Source organism: Mesorhizobium sp. SARCC-RB16n (assembly GCF_008520305.1).
GTDB lineage: Bacteria > Pseudomonadota > Alphaproteobacteria > Rhizobiales > Rhizobiaceae > Mesorhizobium.
Genome location: NZ_ML703263.1, coordinates 80170 through 106121, shown reverse-complemented (window position 1 = coordinate 106121; position 25952 = coordinate 80170). Strand labels below are relative to the sequence as shown.

The 25952-nt window shown below is 61.1% G+C and carries 24 protein-coding genes, 1 tRNA gene and 2 pseudogenes; 15 read left to right on the top strand and 12 right to left on the bottom strand.

What is annotated here, in order from left to right:
• Positions 1–33: 33 nt before the first annotated feature.
• From C7I87_RS09170 to C7I87_RS09140, 7 genes and pseudogenes are all read right to left on the bottom strand, one after another.
• A complete protein-coding gene (locus C7I87_RS09170; RefSeq protein WP_246696235.1) occupies positions 34–351 on the bottom strand; it encodes a hypothetical protein in 318 nt (105 codons plus the stop codon).
• A gap of 174 nt (positions 352–525) precedes the next feature.
• Positions 526–1055 (bottom strand): annotated as a pseudogene (locus C7I87_RS09165) (O-acetyl-ADP-ribose deacetylase).
• Between the two features lie 2 nt (positions 1056–1057).
• Positions 1058–2665, bottom strand: a complete 1608-nt coding sequence (locus C7I87_RS09160) for a carboxyl transferase domain-containing protein (RefSeq protein ID WP_149903893.1) — start codon at positions 2663–2665, stop codon at positions 1058–1060.
• A gap of 1 nt (position 2666) precedes the next feature.
• Complete coding sequence (locus C7I87_RS09155) at positions 2667–3830, bottom strand: isovaleryl-CoA dehydrogenase (RefSeq protein WP_149903892.1); 1164 nt, start codon at positions 3828–3830, stop codon at positions 2667–2669.
• A complete protein-coding gene (locus tag C7I87_RS09150; RefSeq protein WP_149903891.1) occupies positions 3799–4449 on the bottom strand; it encodes a TetR/AcrR family transcriptional regulator in 651 nt (216 codons plus the stop codon). The genes C7I87_RS09155 and C7I87_RS09150 overlap by 32 nt, the downstream gene beginning before the upstream one ends.
• Before the next feature lie 64 nt (positions 4450–4513).
• Positions 4514–4798, bottom strand: a complete 285-nt coding sequence (locus C7I87_RS09145; RefSeq protein WP_149903890.1) for an acylphosphatase — start codon at positions 4796–4798, stop codon at positions 4514–4516.
• A gap of 297 nt (positions 4799–5095) precedes the next feature.
• Positions 5096–6208 (bottom strand): pyridoxal phosphate-dependent aminotransferase, encoded by a 1113-nt coding sequence (locus C7I87_RS09140; protein WP_149903889.1) that lies wholly within the window; start codon positions 6206–6208, stop codon positions 5096–5098.
• Positions 6209–6337: 129 nt separating this feature from the next.
• Between C7I87_RS09140 and C7I87_RS09135 the strand changes: the two genes are divergently transcribed.
• Entirely contained in the window at positions 6338–8020 is a 1683-nt protein-coding gene (locus C7I87_RS09135) for a tetratricopeptide repeat-containing sulfotransferase family protein (protein WP_149903888.1), read from the top strand.
• Between the two features lie 525 nt (positions 8021–8545).
• On the opposite strand, the gene C7I87_RS09130 is transcribed toward C7I87_RS09135, so the two are convergent.
• Positions 8546–9763, bottom strand: a complete 1218-nt coding sequence (locus tag C7I87_RS09130) for a porin (RefSeq protein WP_149903887.1) — start codon at positions 9761–9763, stop codon at positions 8546–8548.
• Positions 9764–10214: 451 nt separating this feature from the next.
• On the opposite strand from C7I87_RS09130, the gene C7I87_RS09125 reads away from it, so the two are divergent.
• The 4 genes from C7I87_RS09125 (at position 10215) to C7I87_RS09110 (ending at position 13310) form a co-directional block, all read left to right on the top strand.
• Positions 10215–10305: transfer RNA gene (locus C7I87_RS09125), tRNA-Ser, on the top strand.
• Between the two features lie 137 nt (positions 10306–10442).
• Positions 10443–11546: a porin gene (locus C7I87_RS09120; RefSeq protein WP_149903886.1), complete on the top strand. Its 1104-nt coding sequence runs from the start codon at positions 10443–10445 to the stop codon at positions 11544–11546.
• A gap of 241 nt (positions 11547–11787) precedes the next feature.
• On the top strand, positions 11788–12855 hold the full coding sequence (locus C7I87_RS09115; protein WP_246696234.1) for a tyrosine-type recombinase/integrase: 1068 nt from the start codon (positions 11788–11790) through the stop codon (positions 12853–12855).
• Between the two features lie 89 nt (positions 12856–12944).
• Positions 12945–13310, top strand: a complete 366-nt coding sequence (locus tag C7I87_RS09110; RefSeq protein ID WP_149903885.1) for a phospholipid-binding protein — start codon at positions 12945–12947, stop codon at positions 13308–13310.
• Between the two features lie 58 nt (positions 13311–13368).
• Here C7I87_RS09110 and C7I87_RS09105 read toward each other — a convergent pair whose 3' ends face one another.
• Together C7I87_RS09105 and C7I87_RS09100 are read right to left on the bottom strand one after the other, a co-directional pair.
• Entirely contained in the window at positions 13369–14259 is an 891-nt protein-coding gene (locus C7I87_RS09105; RefSeq protein ID WP_149903884.1) for an alpha/beta fold hydrolase, read from the bottom strand.
• 108 nt (positions 14260–14367) lie between these two features.
• Positions 14368–16398 (bottom strand): lytic transglycosylase domain-containing protein, encoded by a 2031-nt coding sequence (locus tag C7I87_RS09100; protein ID WP_149903883.1) that lies wholly within the window; start codon positions 16396–16398, stop codon positions 14368–14370.
• Between the two features lie 350 nt (positions 16399–16748).
• On the opposite strand from C7I87_RS09100, the gene dapA reads away from it, so the two are divergent.
• The 4 genes and pseudogenes from dapA to C7I87_RS36725 all read left to right on the top strand — a co-directional run.
• Complete coding sequence (gene dapA, locus C7I87_RS09095; protein WP_135919860.1) at positions 16749–17630, top strand: 4-hydroxy-tetrahydrodipicolinate synthase; 882 nt, start codon at positions 16749–16751, stop codon at positions 17628–17630.
• A gap of 248 nt (positions 17631–17878) precedes the next feature.
• Positions 17879–18358, top strand: a complete 480-nt coding sequence (gene smpB, locus C7I87_RS09090; protein WP_027144197.1) for an SsrA-binding protein SmpB — start codon at positions 17879–17881, stop codon at positions 18356–18358.
• Between the two features lie 75 nt (positions 18359–18433).
• Complete coding sequence (locus tag C7I87_RS09085) at positions 18434–19144, top strand: glycoside hydrolase family 25 protein (protein WP_149903882.1); 711 nt, start codon at positions 18434–18436, stop codon at positions 19142–19144.
• Between the two features lie 51 nt (positions 19145–19195).
• A pseudogene (locus tag C7I87_RS36725) lies at positions 19196–19297 on the top strand (ArsR family transcriptional regulator); the annotation flags it as partial.
• Positions 19298–19317: 20 nt separating this feature from the next.
• On the opposite strand, the gene C7I87_RS09075 reads toward C7I87_RS36725, so the two are convergent.
• Both C7I87_RS09075 and C7I87_RS09070 read right to left on the bottom strand, forming a co-directional pair.
• Entirely contained in the window at positions 19318–19974 is a 657-nt protein-coding gene (locus tag C7I87_RS09075) for a uracil-DNA glycosylase (RefSeq protein WP_149903881.1), read from the bottom strand.
• 11 nt (positions 19975–19985) lie between these two features.
• Positions 19986–20567, bottom strand: a complete 582-nt coding sequence (locus C7I87_RS09070) for a LabA-like NYN domain-containing protein (RefSeq protein WP_027144193.1) — start codon at positions 20565–20567, stop codon at positions 19986–19988.
• Positions 20568–20851: 284 nt separating this feature from the next.
• Here C7I87_RS09070 and rpoZ point away from each other — a divergent pair, with 284 nt between their 5' ends.
• From rpoZ to acpS, 6 genes are all read left to right on the top strand, one after another.
• The gene (gene rpoZ, locus C7I87_RS09065) at positions 20852–21253 is read left to right on the top strand and encodes a DNA-directed RNA polymerase subunit omega (protein ID WP_149903880.1); all 402 of its coding nucleotides are present in this window, start codon (positions 20852–20854) and stop codon (positions 21251–21253) included.
• Positions 21254–21380: 127 nt separating this feature from the next.
• A complete protein-coding gene (locus tag C7I87_RS09060) occupies positions 21381–23609 on the top strand; it encodes a RelA/SpoT family protein (RefSeq protein ID WP_149903879.1) in 2229 nt (742 codons plus the stop codon).
• A gap of 24 nt (positions 23610–23633) precedes the next feature.
• Positions 23634–24212, top strand: a complete 579-nt coding sequence (gene pyrE / locus C7I87_RS09055; RefSeq protein ID WP_149903878.1) for an orotate phosphoribosyltransferase — start codon at positions 23634–23636, stop codon at positions 24210–24212.
• Positions 24213–24222: 10 nt separating this feature from the next.
• Complete coding sequence (locus C7I87_RS09050) at positions 24223–24603, top strand: VOC family protein (RefSeq protein WP_246696233.1); 381 nt, start codon at positions 24223–24225, stop codon at positions 24601–24603.
• A gap of 264 nt (positions 24604–24867) precedes the next feature.
• Positions 24868–25467, top strand: a complete 600-nt coding sequence (locus C7I87_RS09045; RefSeq protein ID WP_149903876.1) for a DUF2062 domain-containing protein — start codon at positions 24868–24870, stop codon at positions 25465–25467.
• Positions 25464–25877 (top strand): holo-ACP synthase, encoded by a 414-nt coding sequence (acpS, locus tag C7I87_RS09040; protein ID WP_149903875.1) that lies wholly within the window; start codon positions 25464–25466, stop codon positions 25875–25877. The genes C7I87_RS09045 and acpS overlap by 4 nt, the downstream gene beginning before the upstream one ends.
• Positions 25878–25952 lie beyond the last annotated feature (75 nt).

Here is a 25952-nt window from a genome sequence, read left to right as displayed (position 1 = left end):
CCCCCCCGGAAAAAAGTGTTTGCGGCCGATGGCCTATTTTGACGCGGCGAGGCCGCAGGCACCGGCTGTGGAAACCTTCCATTGTTTGCGGGCCGCCTGGCAGGACTGCATTGCCTTGGACTCGGCCGCCTGTTGTGACGGCGCGTTGAGAGAGATACCGCAGATCGTGAATTCGGTCGCCCAGTTGAATGGCGTCATTGCATAGGCGGAATGGCCCCGTGCCGCGACGTATTCGCGGTAATGCTTGCCGCAGCCGCCGGTGGAACCTGGTGCCAAATAGACCGGGAAACGAATGTGGCCTTTGCTGCCTGCAAGCGATTCGGCCATGCTCATGCCGGTCGACGAAAGCATTAGTAATCCCGCAAGTATCGACGCAGCCGACTTGCGACAATGTTTCGGAACCATTTTCACCCCACGCCATTTGCCCAACCCGGTGTGAGCAATAGCGAATATTCGGTGCCGCCGCCAGTTCGCCGGTGGAAATTTTCATTTGGCTATGATGATGAATCGATTGGTCCATGCAGTTCAGCTTTCCCCCAGAGCAGCAATGGCTCTTCGGTATAGTTCTGAAGTCGGGTCATCGAAGCAGCAGAAAGTAACGGTTTCCGGCGATGTGTTCCGTGCGAGGAAGCTGTCGACCGTGCGGACCGCGATCGCAGTCGCTTCGGCCTTTGGATACCGGTAGACACTAGTCGAGATTGCTGGAAAGGCATTGTCCGGCAGTCATTGGCAAAAGCGATTTCGAGCGAGCGCCGGTAGCAGGAGGCGAGCAGTTCTGCCTCACCCTTGCCGCCGCCCTGCCAAACCGGCCCGACCGTATGGATGATATGGCGGGCCGGCAGCCGATAACCCTTGGTCAGCTTTGCATCGCCGGTCTTGCAGCCATTGAGCATGCGACATTCGAATTCGAACTCCGGCCCAGCGGCGCGGTGAATGGCTCCGTCGACCCCGCCGCCACCGAGCAGCGAGGAGTTGGCGGCGTTGACGATGGCATCGACCGCCAACTTGGTGATGTCGCCGGTGTGAACGCTGATCCGGTCGCCTGTGGCGCGCATCATCACATCCTGAACACACCGAAGCGTGTCTCCTCGATCTCGGCGTTGAGCGCGGCCGACAGGCTGAGCGCCAGCACCTCGCGTGTCTTGGCCGGGTCGATGATGCCGTCATCCCAGAGCCTTGCCGAGGAATAGAGCGGATGGCCTTCATGCTCGTATTTCATCAGGATCGGCTTCTTGAATTTCGCCTCCTCCTCGGCGCTCCATTCCCCGCCCTTGCGTTCGATGCCTTCGCGTTTGACCATGGCAAGTACGGTTGCCGCCTGCTCGCCGCCCATCACCGAGATGCGGGCGTTCGGCCACATCCACAGGAAGCGGGGTGAGTAGGCGCGGCCGCACATGCCGTAGTTTCCGGCGCCGAACGAACCGCCGATGATCACGGTCACTTTCGGCACCCTGGCGGTGGCCACCGCCATCACCAGCTTGGCGCCATCCTTGGCGATGCCGCCGGCCTCGTATTTCCTGCCGACCATGAATCCGGTGATGTTCTGCAGGAAAATCAGCGGGATCTTGCGCTGACAGCACAATTCGATGAAGTGCGCGCCCTTCAACGCGCTCTCGGAAAACAGCACGCCATTGTTGGCGATGATGCCTACCGGCATGCCGTGGAGATGGGCGAAGCCGGTGATCAGCGTGGTGCCGTAGTTCTGCTTGAACTCATCGAATTCGGAGCCGTCGACAACGCGCGCGATCACTTCGCGCACGTCATAGGGCTGGCGCAGATCGGTCGGCACGATGCCGTAAAGCTCATCCGCCGGATGAAGAGGCGGAATCGCTTTTTGTAAGCTCAGGCTTACAGCCTTGTTCCGATTCAGGTTCTTGACGATGCGCCGGCAAATGGCGAGCGCGTGCTCGTCGTCCAGCGCATAGTGATCGGCGACACCGGAAAGCCTGGTGTGTACATCCGCGCCGCCCAACTCCTCGGCGCTGACGTCTTCGCCGGTGGCCGCCTTCACCAGCGGCGGTCCGCCGAGGAAGATGGTCGCCTGGTTGCGCACCATGATCGTCTCGTCCGACATCGCCGGCACATAGGCGCCGCCAGCGGTGCAGGAACCCATGACGCAGGCGATCTGGGGAATGCCGGCAGCCGACATGTTGGCCTGGTTGTAGAAGATGCGGCCGAAATGCTCGCGGTCGGGAAAGACCTCGTCCTGGTTGGGCAGATTGGCGCCGCCGCTGTCGACCAGATAGACGCAAGGCAGGTTGTTCTGCAGCGCGATCTCCTGCGCACGCAGATGCTTTTTCACCGTCAGCGGATAATAGGTGCCGCCCTTCACCGTGGCGTCGTTGACGACGACCATCACTTCGGTGCCCTCGACGCGGCCGATGCCGGCGATCAGGCCGGCCGACGAAATCTCCTCGCCATACATGGACCACGCCGCGAACTGGCCGATCTCGAGGAAGGGCGAGCCGGTGTCCAGCAATTGCGCCAGGCGTTCGCGCGGCAGCAGCTTGCCACGACCGACATGGCGTTCGCGTGCCTCGTCCGAGCCGCCGCGCTCGACGGCCGCGGCCTTCTCGGCGATGTCGGCAACCAGAGCCCGCATACGTTCGGCATTGGCGCGGAAGGTTTCGGAGGAGGGCGAAATCTGGGTTTGCAGAGTAGCCATGCTACACCCCCTCCGCCATGATTTCGCGGCCGATCAGCCAGCGGCGTATTTCGCTGGTGCCTGCGCCGATCTCGTAGAGCTTGGCGTCACGCAAAAGCCGGCCGGTCGGGTAGTCATTGATATAGCCGTTGCCGCCAAGCAACTGGATGGCGTCGAGCGCCATCTGTGTCGCTTTCTCGGCGGCAAACAGCACGCAGCCCGCGGCATCCTTGCGGGTGGTCTGGCCGCGGTCGCAGGCGGCGGCGACGGCATAGACATAGGCGCGCGCGGCGTTCATCGCCGTATACATGTCGGCAAGCTTGCCTTGCACCAGCTGGAATTCCCCGATCGGCTGGCCGAACTGCTTGCGCTCGTGAACATAGGGGATCGCCACGTCGAGGCAGGCCGCCATCAGGCCGATCGGGCCGCCGGCAAGCACGGTGCGCTCATAGTCGAGGCCAGACATCAGCACCTCGACGCCACATCCTTCCTCGTGCAGGACATTGTCGAAGGGCACCTCGACATTCTCAAACACGAGTTCTCCGGTATTGGATCCCCGCATGCCGAGCTTGTCGAGTTTCTGCGCCACGGAAAATCCGGCAAAAGCCTTCTCGACGATGAAGGCGGTGATGCCGCGCGATTGCCGTTCCGGATCGGTCTTGGCATAGACGACCAGCGTTTCGGCGTTCGGCCCGTTGGTGATCCACATCTTGGTGCCGTTGAGCACATAGCGGTCGTTGCGCTTTTCGGCGCGCAGCTTGAGCGACACCACGTCGGAGCCGGCGCCGGGCTCCGACATGGCGAGCGCGCCGACGTGCTCGCCCGAACACAGCGGCGGCAGGTATTTTTCCTTCTGCGCCGGCGTCGCCCACCGGTTGATCTGGTTGACGCAGAGATTGGAGTGGGCGCCATAGGAGAGGCCGACGGAAGCCGAGGCCCGCGAGATTTCCTCGACGGCGATCACGTGGGCGAGATAGCCCATGCCGCTGCCGCCGAAATCGGGATCGGCGGTGATGCCGAGCAGGCCGAGCGCGCCGAGCTCGCGCCACAGATGCGCCGGGAATTCGTTCTCCCGGTCGATGTCGGCGGCGATCGGCGCGATCCTGTCCTGCGCGAAGCGCCGGACCAGGTCGCGCAGCGCCTCGATATCCTCGTCATGCCCGAAGCTGAGCGTGTTCGTGTACATGCCGTTCCTCCCCGGTACCAATGCCGATGTTCGCGCCGACCAGGCGCATTGTCATCGAAAGGTATGTCTGCGTGACCTCGGCGATCGACAATCGCTCGCCCGGCCGGAACCAGACGATGACGCCGGTCATCATCTGGATCAGCGCCATGGCCGTCAGGCCTGTGTCCTCGATGCTGAAAATACCCGCCTCGGCGCCATCGCGCAGGATGGAACGCAGTTCCTTTTCGTAAGCCGTGCGCATGCGCAGGATCTCTGTCAGCTTGTCGGGCGACAGGCTGCGCAATTCCATGTTCGACACATGCGTGGCATGGCGGCGCTCGATGTGAAAGGCGATGTGATTGCGCACATAGGCGGCAAGCTGCCGCGCCGGATCCGCGCCGGCTGGCCTGGAGTGCTCCCAGGCCTCGCGAAGGCCCCGCATGTGGTCGCGCATCAGCGTGAACAGCAGATCTTCCTTGGTCGGGAAATAGCGATAGAGCGCGGCTGCCTGCACGCCGACCTCGGCGGCCAACTGGCGCATCGACATCGCTTCATAGCCGTAACGTGCCATCAGGTCGACCGCGGCTTTGCGTGCTGCCGCTTCGGTTCGCTCGCCGTCTGATCCTGTGGTTCGTGCCATCACCGCCTCGTCGATGACAGATAATAAAACGAACGTTCAATTAATTCAAGCGTGGAAAACCCGCCTATGCGATAATCCTGAAATCTCCAGGCGTGGTCCAGGTCTCCAGCTCTTCCAAATCGATCCGCGAAACAGCCGCACCCGGCGGGCCCTGCCGAAGCCGTTCGATCATGGCCGCAACAGCCGCGTCGGCGCCGGTAAGCCATGCCGTAACCGAGCCATCTGTTTCGTTGCGCACCCAGCCCAGCAGCCCGAACCTTGTCGCTTCGCCTCGCGCCCAGATCCTGTAGCTGACACCTTGGACCTTTCCGTATATGCGCGCCTGCACTGCCCTTTTCCGGTCGTTCATGGCTCGCTCCTTTGCATAGAGTCTGGCGCAGCGCCGAACGAAGGCAACTGGCTTGAGGTGCTATCCAGTCCGAAAAGCTTGGGATTCCTGCGGAGATGGATGATTTCATCCAATGTCGAACCGGCTGCCCATGCGGTCGCGAGGGCTTGCAAATTTCTCCGCACGCCGCCGCGGATCGCATCTCGCCCGCCTGACCGCGGGACTGAATGACAGGGAAGCCGCGGAATTGTCGGATGTGCCGACGCGCGCCAGGCATCTGCTCGGCGCCGCGAGGGCTCCCGAGCGCCGCGAACTGCCCTAGTTTCCGCGCGCCGCTGCCAAGGCGCCAGGCAATTCCTCGGCGAAGATATCCAGTTCGTGGTCGAGGCCGACACTGACGCGGACGCAGCGGTCGAGCCCTGGCGCCATCGGCTTGCGGATGAAGACGTCGCGCGACAACAGCCCCTGCAGCACTTTCAGAGCGAAAGCACCGTCACGGCCGCAGTCGATGGTGACGAAATTGGTCGCCGAGGCGAGCGGCTTCAACCCGTTCTGTTCGGCGATATCGGCGATGCGCCGGCGCCCGGCGGCCACCCGGGTTACAACCGTCTCGAGATAGGCCTGGTCGGCGAGCGCCTCGACGCCGGCGATCTGCGCCATGCGGCTGACGCCGTAGTGGTTGCGGATTTTCTCGAAGTCGCTGATCACTTGCGTCTCGGCCAACGCATAGCCGCACCGTATGCCAGCAAGACCGTAGGCCTTCGAAAAGGTTCGCATGCGGATGACGTTTGGCCGCGAGACATCGATCGGCGGCAGGGCCGATGCCGGTCCCAACTCGCCATAGGCTTCATCGAGCACCAGCATGGTGGTTTCCGGCAAGGCTTGCGTGAAGCGGATGACGTCGTCGGCTTCCCACCAACTGCCCATCGGATTGTCCGGGTTGGACAGGTAGACCAGCGGCGCCTTCTCCCTGATGACCGCCGCGAGCAGACCGTCCAGGCTTTCCCTGTCGTTCTCGTAAGGGACGGTCACCAGTCGGCCGCCGACGCCGGCAATGTGGAAGTTGAAGGTCGGATAGGCGCCGAGCGAGGTGACCACCGCATCGCCAGGCGCCACATACATGCGCGCCACCAGGCTGAGCAGACCGTCTATGCCTTCGCCGACAACGACGTTCTCGACCGCCACATTGTGATGCGCGGCCGCCGCGACCTTCAGATCGTAATTGTCCGGATCACAATACATCCACTGATCGCGCGCGACGCTCTCCATGCGGGCAATGACGCGCGGCGAGGGGCCGAAACTACTCTCATTGGCGCCGATGCGGGCACGGAAAGCGCGCCCGCGCTCGCGCTCCTGCGCTTCGGGGCCGACAAACGGCACGGTCGACGGAAGCGCGGCGATGAGCGGCGAGAGGGCAGGGCGCTGACGCATGTTGGTGCTCGCTTGGAACGGGGCCTTCTTGCTAGCGCGAGCGAAGGATGGCTGCAAGCTTGACTGAGAGCCGCGGCTGCGCATCGAGCTTGCACTGGATTCCGTCGGTGCTTTTTGCTAGCAAACGCCATGAACAATCGTCTGCCGCCCGCCTGGGCAAAGCACCTCAAGTCTGGTCCCGCGCCGAAGCCGCGCTTGCCTCAAGCAAATCCGACACTGGCAAAACCACTCGTGCGCGCCGCCAATGACGCGCGCGCGCGGGCTGATGACCAATTGCTGATGCAGGCGTATGAACATCAACAGGCCAAGCGGCTGGCCGAAGCTCAGGACTTATGCGTCGATGTGCTGTCGCGCACGCCTAATCATCCGCTGGCGCTCTACATCATGGGCACCGTTTATCTGGGCTACGACGACGAAGCGGCTTTGCGCTATTTCGGACGTGCGATCGCTGAGGAGCCTAGAAATCCCTACTACCATCTTAGCCTCGGCGAGGCCTACGGGAAGCTGAGTGAATTCTCAGCTGCGATAAAGCACATCAAATATGCCCTGGAAGTGCAGCCTGATCTCGTGGAAGCCCTTTGCGCCTTGGGGCGCGTATACACCCAGTACGACAAACCCGACCTGGCCGTGCCGCTTTATGAGAAGGCGCTGAAGATTAACCGTGATCACCCCAAGGCGCGGGTCGGGATGGCGGCTGCGCTCACTGGTCTTGGGCGCATGGACGAGGCCGGCGTCTTTCTTAAGGAGGCGATCGATCGCCGCGTCGACGTTGGGGTGGCGTACTACGATCTTGTGCAGACCCGAAAATTCATCGAGGAGCCGGCCGAACTCCAGCCGATCCTGCGCGAGTTGGAAAGTCCGGGACTTAAGCCGGAGACGAAAGCGAGTCTCAACTACGCCGCCGGTAAGGTGGAAAACGACCTCAAGCGATATGCGGAAGCCTTCGACCATTTCAAGAAGGCGAAGCAGGCCGAAGGCTATAGATTCGACATAGACCAGTACCGCCGCTTCATCGACGCGTCGATCAAGACCTTCACGGCGGACTTCTTCGCGGAAAGATCCGGCTACGGCAATCCTTCGGAAGCCCCTGTGTTCGTGGTCGGGATGCCGCGTTCCGGCACCACGCTTACCGAACAGATATGCGCCAGTCATCCGGAGGTCCATGGCGCGGGAGAGCTCAGCAAACTGAGGCGAGTAGCGAACGCGATCGGTCTGCAATTCTCGGCTTCCGATTTGAAAAAGCCGGCCATGACGGTCACTGAAGGCTTGTCCAGGACGTTGGCCGAGGAGCACCTATCTTATTTGAGGGAGCGCGCTCCAACCGCACAGCGCATCGTGGACAAGATGCCGCACAATTTCGAACTGATCGGCCTCCTCACCCTCCTTTTTCCCAATGCGCGCATCATTCATTGCCGTCGCGATGCCATCGACAATTGTGTTTCATGTTTTGTCCTGCCCTTCAACTCGGCGCACAGCTACAATACAGACCTGCGGGCACTTGGTCTCTACTATCGAGAATATGACCGCCTGATGCGTCACTGGGACGAGCTTTTCCCTGGTCGCATTTTTGAAAATCGCTACGAGACGCTTGTGGACGACCAGGAGGGGCAGTCGCGCCGGCTTATAGAATATCTCGGTCTGCCTTGGGATGACGCATGCCTTCGCTTTTTCGATAGGGAAGGGGCGGTCACCACACCCAGCCGCTGGCAGGTCCGTCAGCCGATCTACAAATCTTCCGTGAAGCGCTGGAAGAATTTCGAAGGCGAGATCGCCCCGCTGATCGAAGCCTTGGGTGACCTTGCCGATACCTGATCTTCCGGTAAAGCCGCTGTAAGGGCGTGGCGGCGCGCCGGGAGGCAACGCGTTGAAAGCGCGTCGGTGGTTCTGTTCTCCGTGAACCGGTTTGAATGCCGCCATCATATGAAGCCGGTTCGGCAAACAGTTATCAGCCGCGCCTGACCTAATGCATGTCGCCCGGAAGTATCCTCGGTTCCGGGACAACGACATGCATAAAATCAGAAGCTTACAGCAGGTCGGGCGAATCCTATTCGCCGCGACATGCTGTAGACTGGTACCCATTTTCGAAAAAGATCGCGCTCAAGCCGAGCGCCGCAGTTGGCGTGCGTCCGCATGTGCGCGGTGCTGTGCGGTAAGTCTGCGCTTCCCGAGGGTTCCGGCCGGAACTGCTTCAAGACAATCAGATAGGATCGCCAAGCGGTTGCGGAAAGGCGATAAGTCGCAACGTCGCGGCGGCAAGCTCGCGCAAGATTTGCGTGTACAAAATGAAAAACCCGGCGGTTGCCCGCCGGGTTTCCCTGTCCCAGAAATATCCGGTTCTTAGAAGCTGCGCTGGAAGCGGAGCATGCCGCCGACGGCGTTCTTCTTGTCACCACCGGTCCAAAGGTAGTTCTGGCGGTCCGGGTTCGCATCGCCGAATTTGCCCGCATGCGAGTAGTCGACTTCTGCGGTGATCGTCATGCCCGGAACGACGTCATAGGCGACGTTCGCGGCAACGCCGACATTCTTCCACTGATCTGCGGAAGCCTGGAGGTTGAACGAGGTCTTCTCGTTGAACTTGTAGGTGCCGCCGCCCCACACCGCCCAGCTGCCGCCCCACGGCTTGTAGAAGCCACGACCGCCTGCATAGCTGACATAGCTCACATCCTCAAGGTGGCTCTTGGTGCCCCAGCCGCCCATGATGAACAGCGACAATGCACTGGAGACGTTCACATCCAAGCGGACCTTGCCGGAAACTTCCTGATAGTTGCTGTCGTAAGCAACGACGCCGGTGATGGCGCCCCAGCCTTGCGTCCACTTCAAGCCGCCGACGACGTGCGGAACGTAGGAGTCGATGGTACCAGCGCCGTAATAAGAGCCATTGTTGGTGACGGGGTTAAAGTGGCTGCCATCCTTGACGGTGCTGCCGCCCGAGCCTTCTTCGAGCGAGACGACCGCCGAGAAGCCGTTGCCGGCATCGAAGTAGTACTGGACGACGTTGGTGTCGAAGCCGCCATAGGGAACCAGCGTATCCTGGATGACGTTGCCGGCGTAGCCGATGAACGTATCAAAGGCCGATTCGTCCTTACCGACGCGCAGCCCACCGAGTTGGATCCAGGCGAAGTTCAACGAGATGCCGCTGTTGCCAGCTGCGTTGACGTAAGGTGCAGTGTCGGCGTTGTGATTTGCGAAATTGATGCGGGTCTCGGTGTAGGTCTTCAACGTGCCGAGTTCGGTTTCCTGCCCGGTCCAGGTCTTCAGCGCGAAGCGGGCATGCTTGTAATATGTGCCCTGGTCCTTGCCGTCCTTGACGTCGCCGGCGCGGGCGCCGTCGAACGAGCCGACGTCACCGACGCCGATGTCGTAACGAACGTAGCCGCCGATGCGCAGGCAGGTTTCGGTGCCGGGGATGTAGAAGTAGCCAGCGCCGTAGACGTCGCAGATCTTGACGTATTCAGCGGGTTCCGGCTCGGCGACGACGACGGCGTCGGCGGCGCGCGCACCGGAAACTGCGATCAGGGCCGCAGCGGAGCCGAGAAGAAGGCTCTTGATGTTCATTTTCTGACCTCCAGTCAAAAGTTAAAAAACGGGTCTGGGTATTCTTTGCTGAAGGACAGCGTTCCCTGCCCCATCCCCACTACCGAAAAAGATGCGCACCGCGCCGCTCCTTCGAATTCGACATTACCCATGAGCCGGCGGCGTTCAACAACGATCGTACCGGCGAAAGGGCTGTTCGGCTGCTATCCCCCAGCGTTGTTGCACAAATGACACGATTTGGCCTCACTCAGAAAGCTCTCGTTAACCATTAGGCCCGCCGCAACCGCTTGTTTCCCGCCGAATCCGGCAATCGGCCGACGGAATCATGGCGAGGCCACGAGTCATCAGCCAGGGAATTGCCTGAGAAACGCCGCATCGCGCAAATCCGCGGTCCGGTACGCTCTTATTTTTCCATATTAATGACGCGGGCTTGTTGATTGTGCCGCCGCTTTTCTTTATCCAGCGGCGCAACGGAGAGGTGGCCGAGTGGTCGAAGGCGCTCCCCTGCTAAGGGAGTAGAGGTCAAAAGCTTCTCGTGGGTTCGAATCCCATCCTCTCCGCCATCCTGCTTCGCGCTGCTGTGCCGGCTCACGATTTCCTAGCAATAACAAATCGATAACTTGACATCGCCTGATCCTGGCGGCGACGGCGATCTCTTAACGGGCTGCCATTTCGTTCGATTCTGACTGGAGGTCAGAAAATGAACATCAAGAGCCTTCTTCTCGGCTCCGCTGCGGCCCTGATCGCAGTTTCCGGTGCGCGCGCCGCCGACGCCGTCGTCGTCGCCGAGCCGGAACCCGCTGAATACGTCAAGATCTGTGACGTCTACGGCGCTGGCTATTTCTACATCCCCGGCACCGAAACCTGCCTGCGCATCGGCGGCTATGTCCGTTACGACATTGGCGTGGGCGACATCAACGGCGCGACGAATGTCCGTGATCGGCTGGACAATCTGAACGGTACCTTCGACGTCAACGACACCTATGCTAAGCACGCCCGCTTCGCTCTGAAGACCTGGACTGGCCAGGAAACCGAGCTCGGCACCTTGAAGACCTATACCGAGACCCGTTTCGACTGGCTCGCTAAAGCTCAAGATTACAATGGCGGCTTCGTCAGTGCTGGTAACACTGGCGTCACGCTGAACTTCGCCTGGATCCAGCTCGGCGGTTTCCGTGTCGGTAAGGACGAGTCGGCCTGGGTGACGTTCAGCGGCTACGCCGGCAACGTCATCGACGATTCGATCGTCGGTTACGGCGGCGACTTCGATACCGGCGTGGTCCAGTATTATTTCGATGCCGGCAACGGCTTCTCGGCTGTGATCTCGCTCGAAGACGGCCAAGGCTCCAACACGGTCGACAGCTATGTTCCGCATATCGTCGGTGGCGTGAAGTACACGCAGGGCTGGGGTGCGATCAGCGCGACCGGTGTCTACGACAGCGTGTGGGAAGAATACGGCGCCAAGGTTCGCTTGGACGTGAACGCCACCAACGAACTGTCGCTGTGGGTAATGGCCAACTACGGCTCGGAGCGCAACGTCATCCACAACTCCTTTAAGAACTGGGACGGCAACTGGGCCATCTTCGGTGGCGGCACTTACAAGTTCAACGAGAAAACCTCGTTCAACGCGCAGGTCTCCTATGATGAAGGCAAGAGCCTGGGCGTGGCGGCGAACATCGCTTACGACATCGTGCCCGGCTTCACGATCATCGGCGAAGTTGATTACTTCAACACGGCCACCAGCGACTACCACGCTGTCAGCAGCGACGGGTTCGGCGCGGTCCTCCGCTTCCAGCGCTCGTTCTAAGGGCTGGTTCTCTACAGGTGAAATCCAGCCCGGGCACTTCAACGCCCGGGCTGTTTTTGTTTCGTGACTGGGCTTGGGCAAACAGAAGGAAGTGGGGGAATCGATAGCTGAATCGAATCCGCGGCAAGGTTTCGTGGGATCCGCTGTTCGCGGATGAAATCACAACCGCGTGATCAAAACTCTTGAAAGGACACTTCCAAGCAGATAGGTCTGGCCTATCCACTCGGGGGTGTGGCCAATAATGACAAACGAAGCGATTCAAGAGGGAATTATTCCCGATCATTTTGCTGTATTTTCTTCTCAGAATTCGAAATTCAAATATACCTATAACAAGATAAGAGAAGTAAAGTCGTATAAGGTCGGAGAGCTTTTTTCAGTTTATCGAAACATATTGTGGGATGATGGACGGCATAAATACAATGTCAGCTCCTTCATCGGCGAGATAGACGAGATTCTCCTCGGAGAACGTTTCAGCGCCTTCGACCAGAGTACCCTGGACAACCTTATCGGCACCTTGCGCCAGCGCGGCAACAGCAACGCAACCATCAATCGAAAGATGGCTGCCCTCAGCAAACTGCTGCGCAAGGCTTACAAGATGGGAGATATCCACAGCCTGCCCGAGTTTCGCCGCCAGAAGGAGCGGGCGGGACGGATTCGTTTCCTCGAGAGGGACGAAGAGGCCAGGCTGTTTGCTGCCATCAAGAGCCGCAGCGAGGACGCCTATCGGCTTTCCGTCTTCCTGGTCGACACCGGATGCCGCCTCGGCGAAGCGCTGGGGTTGATCTGGAACGACATCCAGGAACATCGTGTCTCCTTCTGGATCACGAAATCCGGCCGCAGCCGTACCATTCCGATGACAGAGCGGGTAAAGGAGGTCATCAAATTGCCTCCGGCCGAAGGGCGCTGGCCGAAGGGTCCATTCACCAAGCTAAGCCAGGCACAGTTCCGTGCCATCTGGAACGATGCCAAGGCGGAAGTCGGCCTCGGCGCCGATGATCAGGTCGTGCCCCACATCCTGCGCCACACCTGCGCCTCACGTCTTGTCCAGGGCGGCATCGACATCAGGCGCGTGCAGATGTGGCTCGGCCATCAGACCCTGTCGATGACCATGCGCTACGCGCATCTGGCCACCAATGATCTCGATGGCTGCGTCGTCGTGTTGGAGAAACCGCGCGGCGGTGAGGGTTCTCGCATGGCGGAGAATTCGGTCTTCGCGTCCCCGTTGACCGCGCCGTCATCCGCCAAGCCTGCGGGCAAGGCCAAGTCGGAAGCGGCGAAGGCGCCGCGCAAGCGGTCCAACAACAAATAGGCAGACCGGATTGCTGTTCGAATCGGTAAATTCTACTTCTCGGGTAGTCTAATGCATGTCGCACTGATCGCGGAGGGTTGGGAGATTCCATGAAGGTATTGCTTTCCGCCGCTTTGTTGTTCTGTTCCGTCGCGGCAGCCCACGCTGAAATGTCGGTTTCGGTGGAGTGGGGGCCAACCAAGAAGTGCTTCGACAGTAACTCACCGCCGATGAAATTTGCTGGAGTCCCAGCCGGGACGGTAAAACTTGACATTCGCATGTCTGATCTGGACGCGCCGGATTTCGCGCACGGCGGCGGTAGAGTGGCGTATTCCGGAGATTCCCTGCCTTACGGCGCGTTTTCATACCGAGGACCCTGTCCCCCGTCGCCGCATACCTACCAATTCACCGTCAAGGCACTCGACGCCAATGGTAAAACTGTCGGGACAGCGAAGGCAAGAAAGCGCTTTCCGTAGTTGTGATCGCAAATCCGTAGGACACTTTCGAGGAACCTGCTTAGGCTTGATTAGCTGATCAACGGCCGTGCTCAGCCCGATCGAGGAAGGAAGCAATCTCTTCCGGCAAATTGCCGGTTTCCAGGAAGGGCGCGTGTCCCTGATCGGGAACGGTGATTGTCCTGATGCCGAGATGACGCTTTCCCATCTCCTCCAGCGTTTCAGGCGACAATAGCCTCGAATTGGCGCCGCGTATGACGAGCAGTGGAATGGCCGCCAACGCATCGAACTGCTGCCAGAGAGACGGCAACGGCTGTGACAGGTCGAGGTTGGCAATGGTGTCGACCAGCTTCGAATCGAAATCGGGCAGCAGCCCTTGATTCGTCTCGCGATAGACCGCGCGCACCATTCGCCCCCAGTCGCCCTGAGTGAGCGCTGGAAAATCCTGGCTATGAACATTGCGCTGGGCATCCACCGCCTCGGCGAGGGTTTTCGGCTTCGGCGCGCGTTCGAGATAGGACTGGATGTGGGCGAGGCCGGCGGGTTCGATCACTGGCCCGATGTCGTTGAGCACGATGGCTTTCAGCGCCGCCGGCTGCATCGCGCCAAGCACATGGATGATCAGCCCGCCGCGCGAGGTGCCGATGAAGGCCGCCTGTTCGATACCGAGTGCCGCCAGCCCGGTGAGGACGTCGCCGGCTTCGATGCCGACATTATAGTGGCTGACATCGGGATCGTAGACCGATTGCCCGCGTCCCCGATAGTCGAAAGCGATAACCTTGCGCGCGAGGTCGGATCGCGTTGAGAGATAGAGCGCAAGCTCGTGAAAATCCCGCGCGTTGCGCGTCAAGCCAGGCAGACAGACGACCGGCCAATGTGCGGAATTCCCCTGGCCATAGACGCGCGCATGAAGTCTCAGCCCATCCGGCGCGGCATAGAAGAAGTCTGAGAATTCTGGATTGCTCGACATGGGACGGGCTCCTTAGCCGAAGGATCGTCCACGACTGCTATAGACGGAGCGCCGGAGGGTCAAACGGGAAAGGCTCCTCCTTCTCCTCACAAGGGGAGAGCATGAGCTTCAGCCGCGTCCGTTCACGAGATCGCCGACGATGTCATACTTGCCGGAAATACGCATCTTGTAGACCTCGTAATTCTCCATCACGCGCTGGACGTAACTTCTTGTTTCCGTGTAGGGAATCCGCTCAACCCAGTCCACCACCGCATCGATGTCCTTGCCACGCGGGTCGCCGTATTTCGCCACCCACTGGCTGGCGCGGGTCGGGCCGGCATTGTAGCCCGCGAAGGTCAATACGTAGGAGCCGTCGAAGCGATCGAGCTGTTCGCCGAGGAATGCCGAACCAAGCGTCGCATTGTAGCCGGCGTCGGTTGTCAGCCTGGTCTGCGAAAACTGCAATCCGGCCTTCTCCGCCAATTGCTTGGCGGTTCCCGGCATCAGCTGCAGCAGCCCGCGCGCGCCGGCACTGGATATGGCGCCGATGTTGAATTCGCTTTCCTGGCGGGCGATGGCATAGGCCAGCGCCTTGCCAGAACCGGAAATATTGGCCGAATCGGGGATGACGCCGAGCGGATGTGACAGCGCGCCGACATCGATACCGCGCGCCCCGGCGATCTTGCCGACTTTCAGCGCCATGAAATGGTTGTCCTGCTTTTCCGCAAGGACAGCGAGCAGCGCCAGTTCACCCGGGCTGGTCAACTGCCCGGCAAGGTCGCGATAGAGCGTTTCGGCATAACGGTCGTAGCCTGCCTCCTGCAGGCGCTTGATGGCGGAGACGGCCTCGCGACCGGCAAAGTTCTGCCGGTCGGCTGCACTTGGCTGGGGATAGACGATGTTGAGCGCCTGCCGGCCGACGCGTTCGGCGGCCAGCTGGCCGTAAAACGTCGTGCCGTAGGTCGCCGCACGTCCAAAATAATCCTTGGCATTGCCGGGGCCGCCGACTTCCGCCGCGCGGCCGAGCCAGTAATAGGCGCGCGACAGGGTCATCGGCCCCTGGGCAAGGTTGGCGATGCGCGCAAAATGCGTCGCCGCGAGCTTGGGATCGTTCAGGCCGCGCAGCGCATACCAGCCGGCATGGAATTCGGCTTCCGCCGCATTGGCCGCGCTTTCGGCGGCATGCGTGGCGACTATCTTGTATGCGGCCTTCATGTCGCCCTGGTCGACCAGTTCGCGCGACAGCACCCGGCGTTCGACCCACCAGGCATCCGGATCGACCAGGGATTCCCGGTCTGCCGGCGCTTTCATGACAATTGCCGCCGCGCCCGCAAAATCCTTCTGCTTGCGCAGATATTCGGCCTGCGCGAAGAAATAACCGGCCGAGCGTTGCGCGAGCGGCACAGCCTTCAACAGTTTGGCAGCATTCTTGTCGCCCTTGTCGGCTGCCACCCAGGCATCGGCAAGCTGCTGGGCGCCGGCGAGGCCGGAGACACGCAAGGCGGAATTCACCCGGTCGGCATAGAACATGCGCTCCATGCGAAAACGGTGGTCGGCAGCAGGAACAAGGCTGCCGAATTCCTTGATCAGAGCCGTCTCGTCCTTGGCCTCCAGGATCGCGGTACGCCAGAACGGCGACAGCACCGATCGCGCCGCCTTGGCGTTGCCGGACGACACATAGGCGCGCGCGAGAACCATCACGCCTTCGAATGTCTGCGGCTGGCTGCCGTCGAACGCCTTGACGACGACGTCCGCCGCCGGGTTCTCGCGATAGAGCGCGCGCTCGCTATTCCTGCGCAACGCAACGGTGGCCGGCCAGTTGGGCAGCATCTTCGCGGCTGCTGCGATGTCGCCGCTCGGAACCTTGTCGCCCCCGTAGAGCGCGATCGCCCAAGCCAATATGTGCTGGTCGAGCGATTGTGCGGGCAGTGCATCACGCACACCGCGCGCGCCGGGAATATCGCCAGCCGCCAGCGCATCCAGTCCGCTTTTCAAGAGCGTGACGCTGGGTGAGGAGGTCGGTTCCGCCTTGTCCTGTACATCAGGAATCGGGATGGCAGAGGTGACCCGCACATCGACGCTGCCGCTGATCGCCACGCCGGGCATCAGCGCCGCGATTGCGCCAAGAAGCGCGAACAAATGGGGCCGACCCCTCGGCATGATCTCGTGTCTTTCCTTAATCCAGCATTTTACCAGCAGGCGAAGAAGCCTGGAAGCCTAAACTTAGGTCGTGAAGGGCTCGTAAACAAAGGGTTATCGAGGCCGTTCGAATTGCGTTTGCTGGCACCATGGCAATGCTTGCCGCGCAACAATGTCGAGACTATGGTGCGCGGCTTCGCTTTCGGTTAGAAGGCGCGCACGACAAAACACCAATGCATGTCGCCCAAAAGTGAATACCGGTTTTGGGGCAACGACATGCATGAACCAAGAAGTGCATGTCGCCCAAAAGTGAATACCGGTTTTGGGGCGCCGACATGCACAAACCGAGAAGTCCCAAGGAGTTGGACGACATGCTGAGAGGCTCGCTTACTGCGCTCGTGACACCGTTCGAAAAGAGCGGGCGTTTCGACGAGAAAGCCTTTCGCGCGTTCGTCGAATGGCAGCTTGGCGAAGGCACCACGGGCCTCGTCCCGGTTGGCACCACCGGCGAGTCGCCGACGCTGTCGCATGACGAGCACCGCCATGTCGTCAAGGTCTGCATCGAGGTGGCCAAGGGGCGCGCCCCGGTCGTCGCTGGCGCGGGTTCCAACAATACCGAGGAAGCTGTTGGGCTTGTGCAGTATGCGGAAAAGGCCGGTGCCGATGCGGCCTTGGTCGTTACGCCCTACTACAACAAGCCGACGCAGCGCGGCCTCTACGAGCATTTCGCCGCCGTCGCCAGGGCGACCAAGCTGCCGATCATCATCTACAACATCCCGCCGCGCTCGGTGATCGACATGACGCCGGAAACGATGGGCCGCCTGGTGCACGACTTCAAGAACATCGTCGGCGTCAAGGACGCGACAGGCAAGGTCGAGCGGGTGTCGGAGCAGCGCATGACCTGCGGCAAGGATTTCATCCAGCTTTCCGGCGAGGATGCCTCGGCGCTCGGCTTCAACGCGCATGGCGGCGTCGGCTGCATTTCGGTGACCTCGAACGTCGCGCCGCGGCTGTGCGCCGAATTCCAGGAGGCAACGTTGTCCGGCGACAGCGCCAAGGCGCTGGAGTTGCAGGACCGCTTGCTGCCGCTGCACAAGGCAATCTTCATCGAGCCCGGCGTATCCGGCGCCAAATACGCGCTCTCCAAGCTCGGCAAGGTCGAGAACGTCCTGCGTTCGCCGCTGGTCACCATCGAGCAGTCGACGGCCGAAAAGATCGATGCGGCCATGAAGCACGCCGGCTTGATTAATTAACGAGCCCGTTTGGAAACTCTACTCCTGCGGCCATCTGAAGGCGCCACCTGCGCTTCCGGTGCTTACGTACTATATGTACGCTCCGCTCCGGTTCCGCGCATGGCCCCGAGAGCACTTTGCTTTCGGAAAGGACCATGCGCAAAGTCGGATTTCTAGAGCGTCCTTTGCGCGTTAAAAAACGCGCGGCGCTCTAAGTGTCACCATCATCTGACTCGCAGGAGCGAGTTTCGAAACGGACTCTAGACGTTATGAACCAAGTCAGAAAAGCCGATCCCAACAACAAGACCGTTGCGGAAAACCGCAAGGCGCGGTTTTCCTATGAGGTGCTCGACACGATCGAGACCGGCCTGGTGCTGACAGGCACCGAGGTGAAATCGCTGCGCCAGGGCCAGGCCAATATCCAGGACAGCTATGCCTCAGTCGAAGGCGGCGAGATCTGGCTGATCAATTCCTATCTGCCGGAATATCTGCAGGCCAACCGTTTCAACCACGAGCCCCGCCGCCGCCGCAAGCTGCTGCTCAATAAGCGCGAGATGGCAAAACTGTCGCAGAGCGTCGACCGCGAAGGCATGACGCTGGTGCCGCTGAAGATCTACTTCAACGATCAGGGCCGCGCCAAGCTGTTGCTTGCCGTTGGCCGCGGCAAGAAACTGCACGACAAGCGCGAGACCGAGAAGCAACGCGACTGGTCGCGCGAAAAGGGCCGGCTGCTCAAGGAGCGTGGGTGATCAGGTGGCAGCCTGAAAAAAGCCAACAGTCGGGTTTCAAGGTCGAACAATCGGCAAGTCCAACAGGGGATGGTCTTGAAGAAGCGGATTGTTCTCTGGGGCCTGGCCAGTCTTGCCTTTGCATGTGTCGTCGCGGCGGGGGCCGTGGTCTATTTCCACACCTACTCTCCCGACCGCGGCAGATATCCGGTCAGGGGCATCGACGTCTCCCATCATCAGGGCCAGATCGACTGGCGGCGTGTAGCCGCCGATGATGTGGCTTTCGCCATCATCAAGGCGACCGAAGGCGGCGATCATGTCGACGATGCTTTCGCCGGCAATCTGCGCGAGGCCCGCGCCGCCGGGCTCGCCGTCGGAGCCTATCATTTCTTCACCTTCTGCCGGCCGGGCGCCGACCAGGCCAGGAATTTTATCTCGGCGGTGCCGCACGACCAGCCCTTGCTGCCGCCGGTTGTCGACATCGAGTTCGGCGGCAATTGTCCGCAGCGCCCGTCACCCGAGCAACTGAACGCCGAACTCGAGGCTTTCCTTGGACCTGTCGAGGCTGCGTTCGGCAAGCCGGCGATCGTCTATCTGACGGATGAAGCCGAGGCTGCCTATGCCGGGCAAATCGCCGCTCGCTCACTCTGGCTACGCTCGCTGCTCATGGAGCCGGACCGCCGTGACTGGATCTACTGGCAGTACCACAATCGTGGGCGCGTGGACGGCATCGAGGGGGACGTCGACCTGAACGTTTTGCAGGGCGGGCCGGAAAAGCTGGCGGCGCTGCTTGCCTCCACACCTTGATGAACAGATCCGATCTGACATCGGTCCGGTTCTTCAAATGCCTTTGCCATGGACTTTCTCGAACGCGTCATCCTGCCGCTGCCGGGAGTGAAGGAAACCCATACCTTTGCGTCTATCGGCGACGTGAAACAGGATGCTTTGTTACCAGTGTGAGCCGTACGGTGTCCGATCGCTCAATTCTCCAGGAATGCTGCGATCTCGCCGAACACCCTGACGAACATGTCTTCGGTCAACACACCGGTATTGGTGTTGTAGCGCGAGCAATGATAGCTCGAAAACAGCGTAATGCCGCCGGCCGGCAATTGCCCGCCATGTTTGAACGGATAGGCGGCGACGCGCTCGCCTAGTGCGCGCACGGTCGACTGGTGCGCGATCGATCCCAGCGCCAGCACGGCGCGCAGGTTGGGAAAGCGAGCGATCGTCGGCACCAGGAATGTCCGGCAGGTGGTGATCTCGGCACCCACCGGCTTGTTCCCCGGCGGCACGCAGCGCACCGCGTTGGTGATCGCCGTGCCGACGAGCTCCAGCCCGTCATCGGGCCGCGCCTTGAACTCGCCGCGTGCAAAACCGCGGGCAATCAGTGTCGAATAGAGCAGGTCGCCGGCATAGTCGCCGGTGAAGGGGCGCCCGGTGCGGTTGGCGCCGCGCAGGCCAGGCGCCAGACCGACGATCAGAAGCCGGACGGAATCTTCTCCGCCCAGTGGCAGGAAGGTCGGCACGGGCGCGTTGAACCAGGACGGCTCGCGCTGCCGCCATTCGGCGATGAAGTCGTGCAACCGCGGGCAGAGTGGGCAATCGCGGCTGGGTTCGGAAGGTGAGAGGGCGGCCAAATCGACCGGCCTCAATAGTCGTCCTCGTCGACTTCGGCCGGTTCGGGCCGCCTTACGGGCCGCTCGGAGGGATCGCGACCGACTTCGTTCTTCAGCGTCGCCAGGTCGATGAAATGGTCGGCCTGACGGCGCAGGTCATCCGAGATCATCGGCGGCTGCGAGGCCATGGTCGAAACGATCGACACCTTGCGGCCACGCCGTTGCAGCGCCTCGACCAGTGTGCGGAAGTCGCCGTCTCCGGAGAATATGACATAGTGGTCGACGACGTCGGCGAGTTCCAGCGCATCGACGGTGAGCTCGATGTCCATATTGCCCTTGATCTTGCGGCGGCCGGTCGAGTCGGTGAATTCCTTGGCCGGCTTGGTCACCACCTTGAAGCCGTTATAGTCGAGCCAGTCGATCAGCGGCCGGATCGAGGAGTATTCCTGGTCCTCGACCAGCGCGGTGTAATAATAGGCGCGCAACAGGTAACCACGCTTGTGGAAGCTCGCCAAAAGCTTGCGATAGTCGATGTCGAACCCGAGCGCGCGCGAGGTGGCGTAGAGATTGGCGCCGTCGATGAACAGGGCGATTTTCTCACGAGGGTCGAACATGGGAAAAATTCCTTTTCGAAATAAGCGGCCGTCTAAACGAAATGCGGTAGTGACTATCGGTCAGGCTCATAATAAACCGGCCGACCTTGGACCAACCGAGATAACGCCAGTTTGGTGGCAATCCAAGGGTATGTGGCGCACTGCAAGCAATTGTGATCGTGGCGCCGAACCTTGGACGCGCGCTGTCCTGCGGCGCGCATTGCCATGATGCTTGTATTTTGGCGCCGTTCGGGTTATGGACCGCGCCTGTTTTCCATTAAATCCAGGCATGAAAGGGGCAATCCATGGCCCGCGTAACCGTTGAAGATTGCATCGACAAGGTCGACAACCGCTTCGAGCTGGTGCTTCTGGCCGGCCACCGCGCCCGTCAGATCAGCCAGGGCGCGCAGATCACCGTCCCGCGCGACAACGACAAGAACCCGGTCATTGCGCTACGCGAGATTGCCGACGAGACGCTGTCGCCCGACGACCTCAAGGAAGATCTGATCCATTCGCTGCAGAAGCATGTCGAGGTCGACGAGCCCGAAGCCGACGGCGAAGTGATCGCCGACCAGACTGGCGGTGCCGTTGCCGCCGCCGACGCCGATGACACCGAGGACAACATCACCTTCGATCGCATGACCGAGGAAGACCTGCTGGCCGGCATCGAAGGTCTGGTGCCGCCGGAAAAGAGCGACGACTACTAAGAGAGCTCTTCGGAAGCGCCTGGAACAATCTCCGGCACTTCCGTCCCGGCAGTTTCGTGGCTATCTATGGCATGCGCCGCACAGCAGTGCGGCGCATGATTCATTTTATTGCCGAGAGATTTAGCCCATGATGCGTCAGTATGAGCTTGTCGAGCGCGTTCAGCGCTACAAGCCTGACGTCAACGAGGCATTGCTCAACAAGGCCTATGTCTACGCCATGCAGAAGCACGGCCACCAGAAGCGCGCTTCCGGCGATCCCTATTTCTCGCATCCGCTCGAAGTCGCCGCCATCCTCACTGAAATGCATATGGATGAGGCCACGATCGCCGTCGCCCTGCTGCATGACACCATCGAGGACACCACGGCGACCAGGGCCGAGATCGATGAGTTGTTCGGTCCCGAAATGGGCAAGCTGGTCGAAGGGCTGACCAAGCTGAAGAAGCTCGACCTCGTGTCGAAGAAGGCCGAACAGGCGGAAAACCTGCGCAAGCTTCTGCTGGCGATCTCGGAAGATGTCCGCGTGCTCCTGGTCAAGCTCGCCGACCGCCTGCACAACATGCGCACCCTCGACCATATGCCGGAGGCTAAGCGCCTGCGCATCGCCGAGGAGACGATGGACATCTACGCGCCTTTGGCTGGGCGCATGGGCATGCAGGGCATGCGCGAGGAACTGGAGGAGATCGCCTTCCGCTTCATCAATCCCGAAGCCTATCGCGCCGTCACCGCCCGGCTCGCCGAAATCTTCGAGCGCAACAAGGATGTGTTGTCCGAGATCGAGAAGGCTCTTTCGGGCCTGTTCGAGAAACACGCCATCAAGGCCGGCGTGAAGAGCCGCCAGAAGAAGCCGTGGTCGGTGTTCCGCAAGATGGAGGCCAAGGCGCTGTCCTTCGAGCAATTGTCCGACATCTTCGGCTTCCGCGTCGTCGTCGACAGCGTCGAGGACTGCTATCGCGCGCTCGGCGCCATCCACACCACATGGTCGATGGTGCCTGGCCGCTTCAAGGACTACATCTCGACGCCGAAACAGAACGACTACCGTTCGATCCACACGACCATCGTCGGCCCCTCGCGCCAGCGCGTCGAGTTGCAGATCCGCACCCGCGAGATGAACAAGATTGCCGAATATGGCGTCGCCGCCCATTCGATCTACAAGGACACCGGCGGCAAGACGAACGGCGCCGCGCACGCGATCTCGAAGGAGACCAATGCCTATGCCTGGCTGCGGCGTACCATCGAACAGTTGGCCGAAGGCGACAATCCCGAGGATTTTCTCGAGAACACCAAGCTGGAGCTGTTCCAGGACCAGGTGTTCTGCTTCACGCCGAAGGGCATGCTGATTGCCTTGCCGCGCGGCGCCACGCCGATCGATTTCGCCTATGCCGTCCACACCGATGTCGGCGACACCTGCGTCGGCGCCAAGGTCAATGGCCGCATCATGCCGCTGATGACGGAACTGAAGAATGGCGACGAGGTCGAGATCATCCGCTCCAAGGCGCAGGTGCCGCCAGCCGCGTGGGAATCGGTCGTCGTCACCGGCAAGGCGCGCGCCGCCATCCGCCGCGCCACCAAGAATGCGATCCGCAAGCAGTATTCCGGCCTTGGCGCGCGTATTCTGGAGCGTGCCTTCGAACGAGCCGGCAAGACCTTCACCAAGGAAAGCCTGAAGCCCGTCCTGCACCGGTTGGCGCGCAAGGACATCGAGGATGTGCTGGCGTCCGTCGGTCGCGGAGAACTGGCTTCCACCGATGTCATGAAGGCGGTCTTCCCTGACTACAAGGACGAGCGCGTCACCCCCGCGGCTCCCAAGCAGCGCGAGGAGGGCTGGTCGAAGATCCGCAACGCCGCCGGCATGCTGTTCCAGATACCGGGCCGGGCCGCGCGCAAGGACAAGGACCAGCCAGGCACCGGCGCTGTGCCGATCCGCGGCGTACGCGGCGATCTGCCGGTGCGCTTCGCGCCGGAAGGCGCGGTCCCTGGCGACCGTATCGTCGGCATCGTCCAGCCGGGCACCGGCATCACCATATACCCGATCCAGTCGCCGGCGCTGCAAGCTTTCGACGACCAGCCGGAGCGCTGGATCGACGTGCGCTGGGACATCGACGAACGCACCAAGGAGCGGTTTCCCGCGCGGGTCTCGGTCACCGCCATCAACGCGCCGGGCTCGCTTGCCGACATCGCCCAGGTCGTTGCCTCCAACGACGCCAACATCCATACGCTTTCGATGGTGCGCACCGCGCCCGATTTCACCGAAATGCTGATCGATCTCGAAGTCTGGGACCTGAAGCATCTCAACCGGCTGCTGTCGCAGCTCAAGGACAATTCGAGCGTCAGCGATGCGCGGCGCGTCAATGGCTAGCGATAGCCGATCATGGGGGACGAGATGAATACCGACGAAGTGCTGGGTATATTCCGTGAGGCTGGCGCTGTTCTGGAGGGTCATTTCATCCTGACGTCGGGCCTGCGCAGCCCAGTCTTCCTGCAGAAGGCACGGGTGTTCATGCATGCCGACAAGACCGAGCGGCTGTGCAAGGCGCTGGCCGAGAAGATCCGCGCCGCGGTTCCGGGCAAGATCGATTATGTCGTTGGGCCGGCGATCGGCGGGCTGATCCCGGCTTACGAAACCTCGCGCCACCTTGGCGTACCGGCGATCTGGGTGGAGCGGGAAGGGGGCGAGTTCCGCCTGCGGCGCTTCGAGATCGACCGAGGCGCCCGCGTCGTCATCGTCGAGGACATCGTCACCACCGGATTGTCTATCCGCGAAACCATAGATTGCTTGCGTGAACTTGGCGCAGAAGTGGTCGCGGCCACCTGCATCATCGACCGCTCGGCCGGCAAGACCCATGTCGGCGTGCCGCTGATCGCGCTTGCCGAATATGAGGTTCCAGCCTATCCGCCTGACAGGTTGCCGCCGGAGCTTGCCGCCATCCCGGCGATCAAGCCCGGCAGCCGCAACATCTGAGGAGGTCGCATTGATCGTCGGCATCGATCATTTCGTGCTGACGGTGGCGTCGCTCGAGGCGACCTGCGCTTTTTATCAACGCGTGCTTGGCTTTGAACGCGTCGACACGCCGGGCCGGCCGACGGCACTTGTCTTCGGCAATCAGAAGATCAATGTCCATGAGATCAGCCGCACCTTCGAGCCGAAGGCGAAGTCGCCGACGCCCGGATCCGGCGACTTCTGCCTGATCAGCGATCGGCCGCTCGGCGAATTCCTTGCCGATCTCGAGGCCAATGATGTGGTGGTGGAGCTCGGGCCGGTCGAACGCATTGGCGCGCAAGGGCCGATGATCTCGGTTTATTTCCGAGACCCGGATGACAACCTTGTCGAGGTCAGCCACTACCCGCGATAGTGCTTCAAGCATTTGGTTGCGACAATATGTCGAGGCTACTTCTCAAATTCGCCGCGATTGTCCGGTGTGGAGAAACGAACCTTACCAAAAATTATTGGCGGTACGGCCGCTGCGCAGGTGGACCTCGGTTGTTGTGGAGGTTGCGGATGGCTATATCAAAGTCGCGATTGCCTTCTGGCGACCGTAAAGCGCAAGATGTGATCGTCGAAGCCCGGCTGGAAACAGCGGGCGTGTAAGCTGTGAGTTGTCGGGAATAGGAAGAGAGTGCTTTTTCGTCGCCGCAAACCTGATGGCCTTTTCGAACGGGTGCGCACCTATCTGTGGCCGCGCCGTTCGTTTTCGCGCTCGCTTCAATATTTCTCCAAGCGCATTCTGCGGCTGAAGGCCACCCCGCATGCGGTGGCGGCGGGCGTCGCCGCAGGTGTCTTTGCGTCGTTCTTCCCCGTCGGTTTCCACTTCATCATTGCCGCCGTTCTGTGTTGGGTGATCGCCGGCAATCTGGTGGCAGCGGCTCTCGGTGCGGTGTTTTTCGGCAATCCGCTTACCTTTCCGCTCTTGTGGGGCGCATCCTGGGAAACCGGCAAGCTCATCCTGCACGATCGCCTTCCGGCGCACGGTCCGCCGGCGCATCTGGGCGAGATGATGCACACGCTTTCCTTCGCCAAACTGTGGCATCCTGTCCTGGAGCCGATGTTGATCGGGGCGGTGCCGCTCGGGCTGGTGTTCGGCCTGGTGTTCTACGGCATCACGCGCTGGGGCATGAATGTCTTCCGCGAACAGAGGCGCAAGCGGCTGGCCGAGCGCGCGAGTCGCCGTGAGCATTCGCCTCATTCCGGCGGAAGCGTCGGTTCCGCCGCCCAATGATCATCGGCATTGGCAGCGACCTGATCGACATCAGACGCATCGAGAAATCGCTTGAGCGTCACGGCCAACGCTTCATCCAGAGAATCTACACCGAGGTGGAACAGGCGCGTTCGGAGAACCGACGCGCCCGCGCGGCTTCCTACGCCAAGCGATTTGCCGCAAAGGAGGCGTGCGCCAAGGCACTGGGCACCGGTCTGGCACAGGGGGTCTTCTGGCGTGACATGGGTGTCGTCAACCTGCCCAGCGGGGCGCCGACGATGGCGCTGACCGGCGGGGCGCTGGCGCGGCTGGAAAAGATCCTGCCTCAAGATTATCGGGCAGTGATCCACCTCACGATCACGGATGATTTTCCGCTCGCTCAAGCCTTTGTGATCATAGAGGGGTTACCGGTCGAAGAAGCGCCACATTGATTGCATCTGACGACCGGCATTGACGTTGCCCAGCGCGCGCCGAGACTCTATACCATCCAACGCACAATCGAGGAC

Coding starts and splice junctions, on each gene's coding strand:
- C7I87_RS09170 (WP_246696235.1), bottom strand. CDS start 351: ATGCTTTCGTCGACCGGCATGAGCATGGCCGAATCGCTTGCAGGCAGC.
- C7I87_RS09160 (WP_149903893.1), bottom strand. CDS start 2,665: ATGGCTACTCTGCAAACCCAGATTTCGCCCTCCTCCGAAACCTTCCGC.
- C7I87_RS09155 (WP_149903892.1), bottom strand. CDS start 3,830: ATGTACACGAACACGCTCAGCTTCGGGCATGACGAGGATATCGAGGCG.
- C7I87_RS09150 (WP_149903891.1), bottom strand. CDS start 4,449: ATGGCACGAACCACAGGATCAGACGGCGAGCGAACCGAAGCGGCAGCA.
- C7I87_RS09145 (WP_149903890.1), bottom strand. CDS start 4,798: ATGAACGACCGGAAAAGGGCAGTGCAGGCGCGCATATACGGAAAGGTC.
- C7I87_RS09140 (WP_149903889.1), bottom strand. CDS start 6,208: ATGCGTCAGCGCCCTGCCCTCTCGCCGCTCATCGCCGCGCTTCCGTCG.
- C7I87_RS09135 (WP_149903888.1), top strand. CDS start 6,338: ATGAACAATCGTCTGCCGCCCGCCTGGGCAAAGCACCTCAAGTCTGGT.
- C7I87_RS09130 (WP_149903887.1), bottom strand. CDS start 9,763: ATGAACATCAAGAGCCTTCTTCTCGGCTCCGCTGCGGCCCTGATCGCA.
- C7I87_RS09120 (WP_149903886.1), top strand. CDS start 10,443: ATGAACATCAAGAGCCTTCTTCTCGGCTCCGCTGCGGCCCTGATCGCA.
- C7I87_RS09115 (WP_246696234.1), top strand. CDS start 11,788: ATGACAAACGAAGCGATTCAAGAGGGAATTATTCCCGATCATTTTGCT.
- C7I87_RS09110 (WP_149903885.1), top strand. CDS start 12,945: ATGAAGGTATTGCTTTCCGCCGCTTTGTTGTTCTGTTCCGTCGCGGCA.
- C7I87_RS09105 (WP_149903884.1), bottom strand. CDS start 14,259: ATGTCGAGCAATCCAGAATTCTCAGACTTCTTCTATGCCGCGCCGGAT.
- C7I87_RS09100 (WP_149903883.1), bottom strand. CDS start 16,398: ATGCCGAGGGGTCGGCCCCATTTGTTCGCGCTTCTTGGCGCAATCGCG.
- dapA (WP_135919860.1), top strand. CDS start 16,749: ATGCTGAGAGGCTCGCTTACTGCGCTCGTGACACCGTTCGAAAAGAGC.
- smpB (WP_027144197.1), top strand. CDS start 17,879: ATGAACCAAGTCAGAAAAGCCGATCCCAACAACAAGACCGTTGCGGAA.
- C7I87_RS09070 (WP_027144193.1), bottom strand. CDS start 20,567: ATGTTCGACCCTCGTGAGAAAATCGCCCTGTTCATCGACGGCGCCAAT.
- rpoZ (WP_149903880.1), top strand. CDS start 20,852: ATGGCCCGCGTAACCGTTGAAGATTGCATCGACAAGGTCGACAACCGC.
- C7I87_RS09060 (WP_149903879.1), top strand. CDS start 21,381: ATGATGCGTCAGTATGAGCTTGTCGAGCGCGTTCAGCGCTACAAGCCT.
- pyrE (WP_149903878.1), top strand. CDS start 23,634: ATGAATACCGACGAAGTGCTGGGTATATTCCGTGAGGCTGGCGCTGTT.
- acpS (WP_149903875.1), top strand. CDS start 25,464: ATGATCATCGGCATTGGCAGCGACCTGATCGACATCAGACGCATCGAG.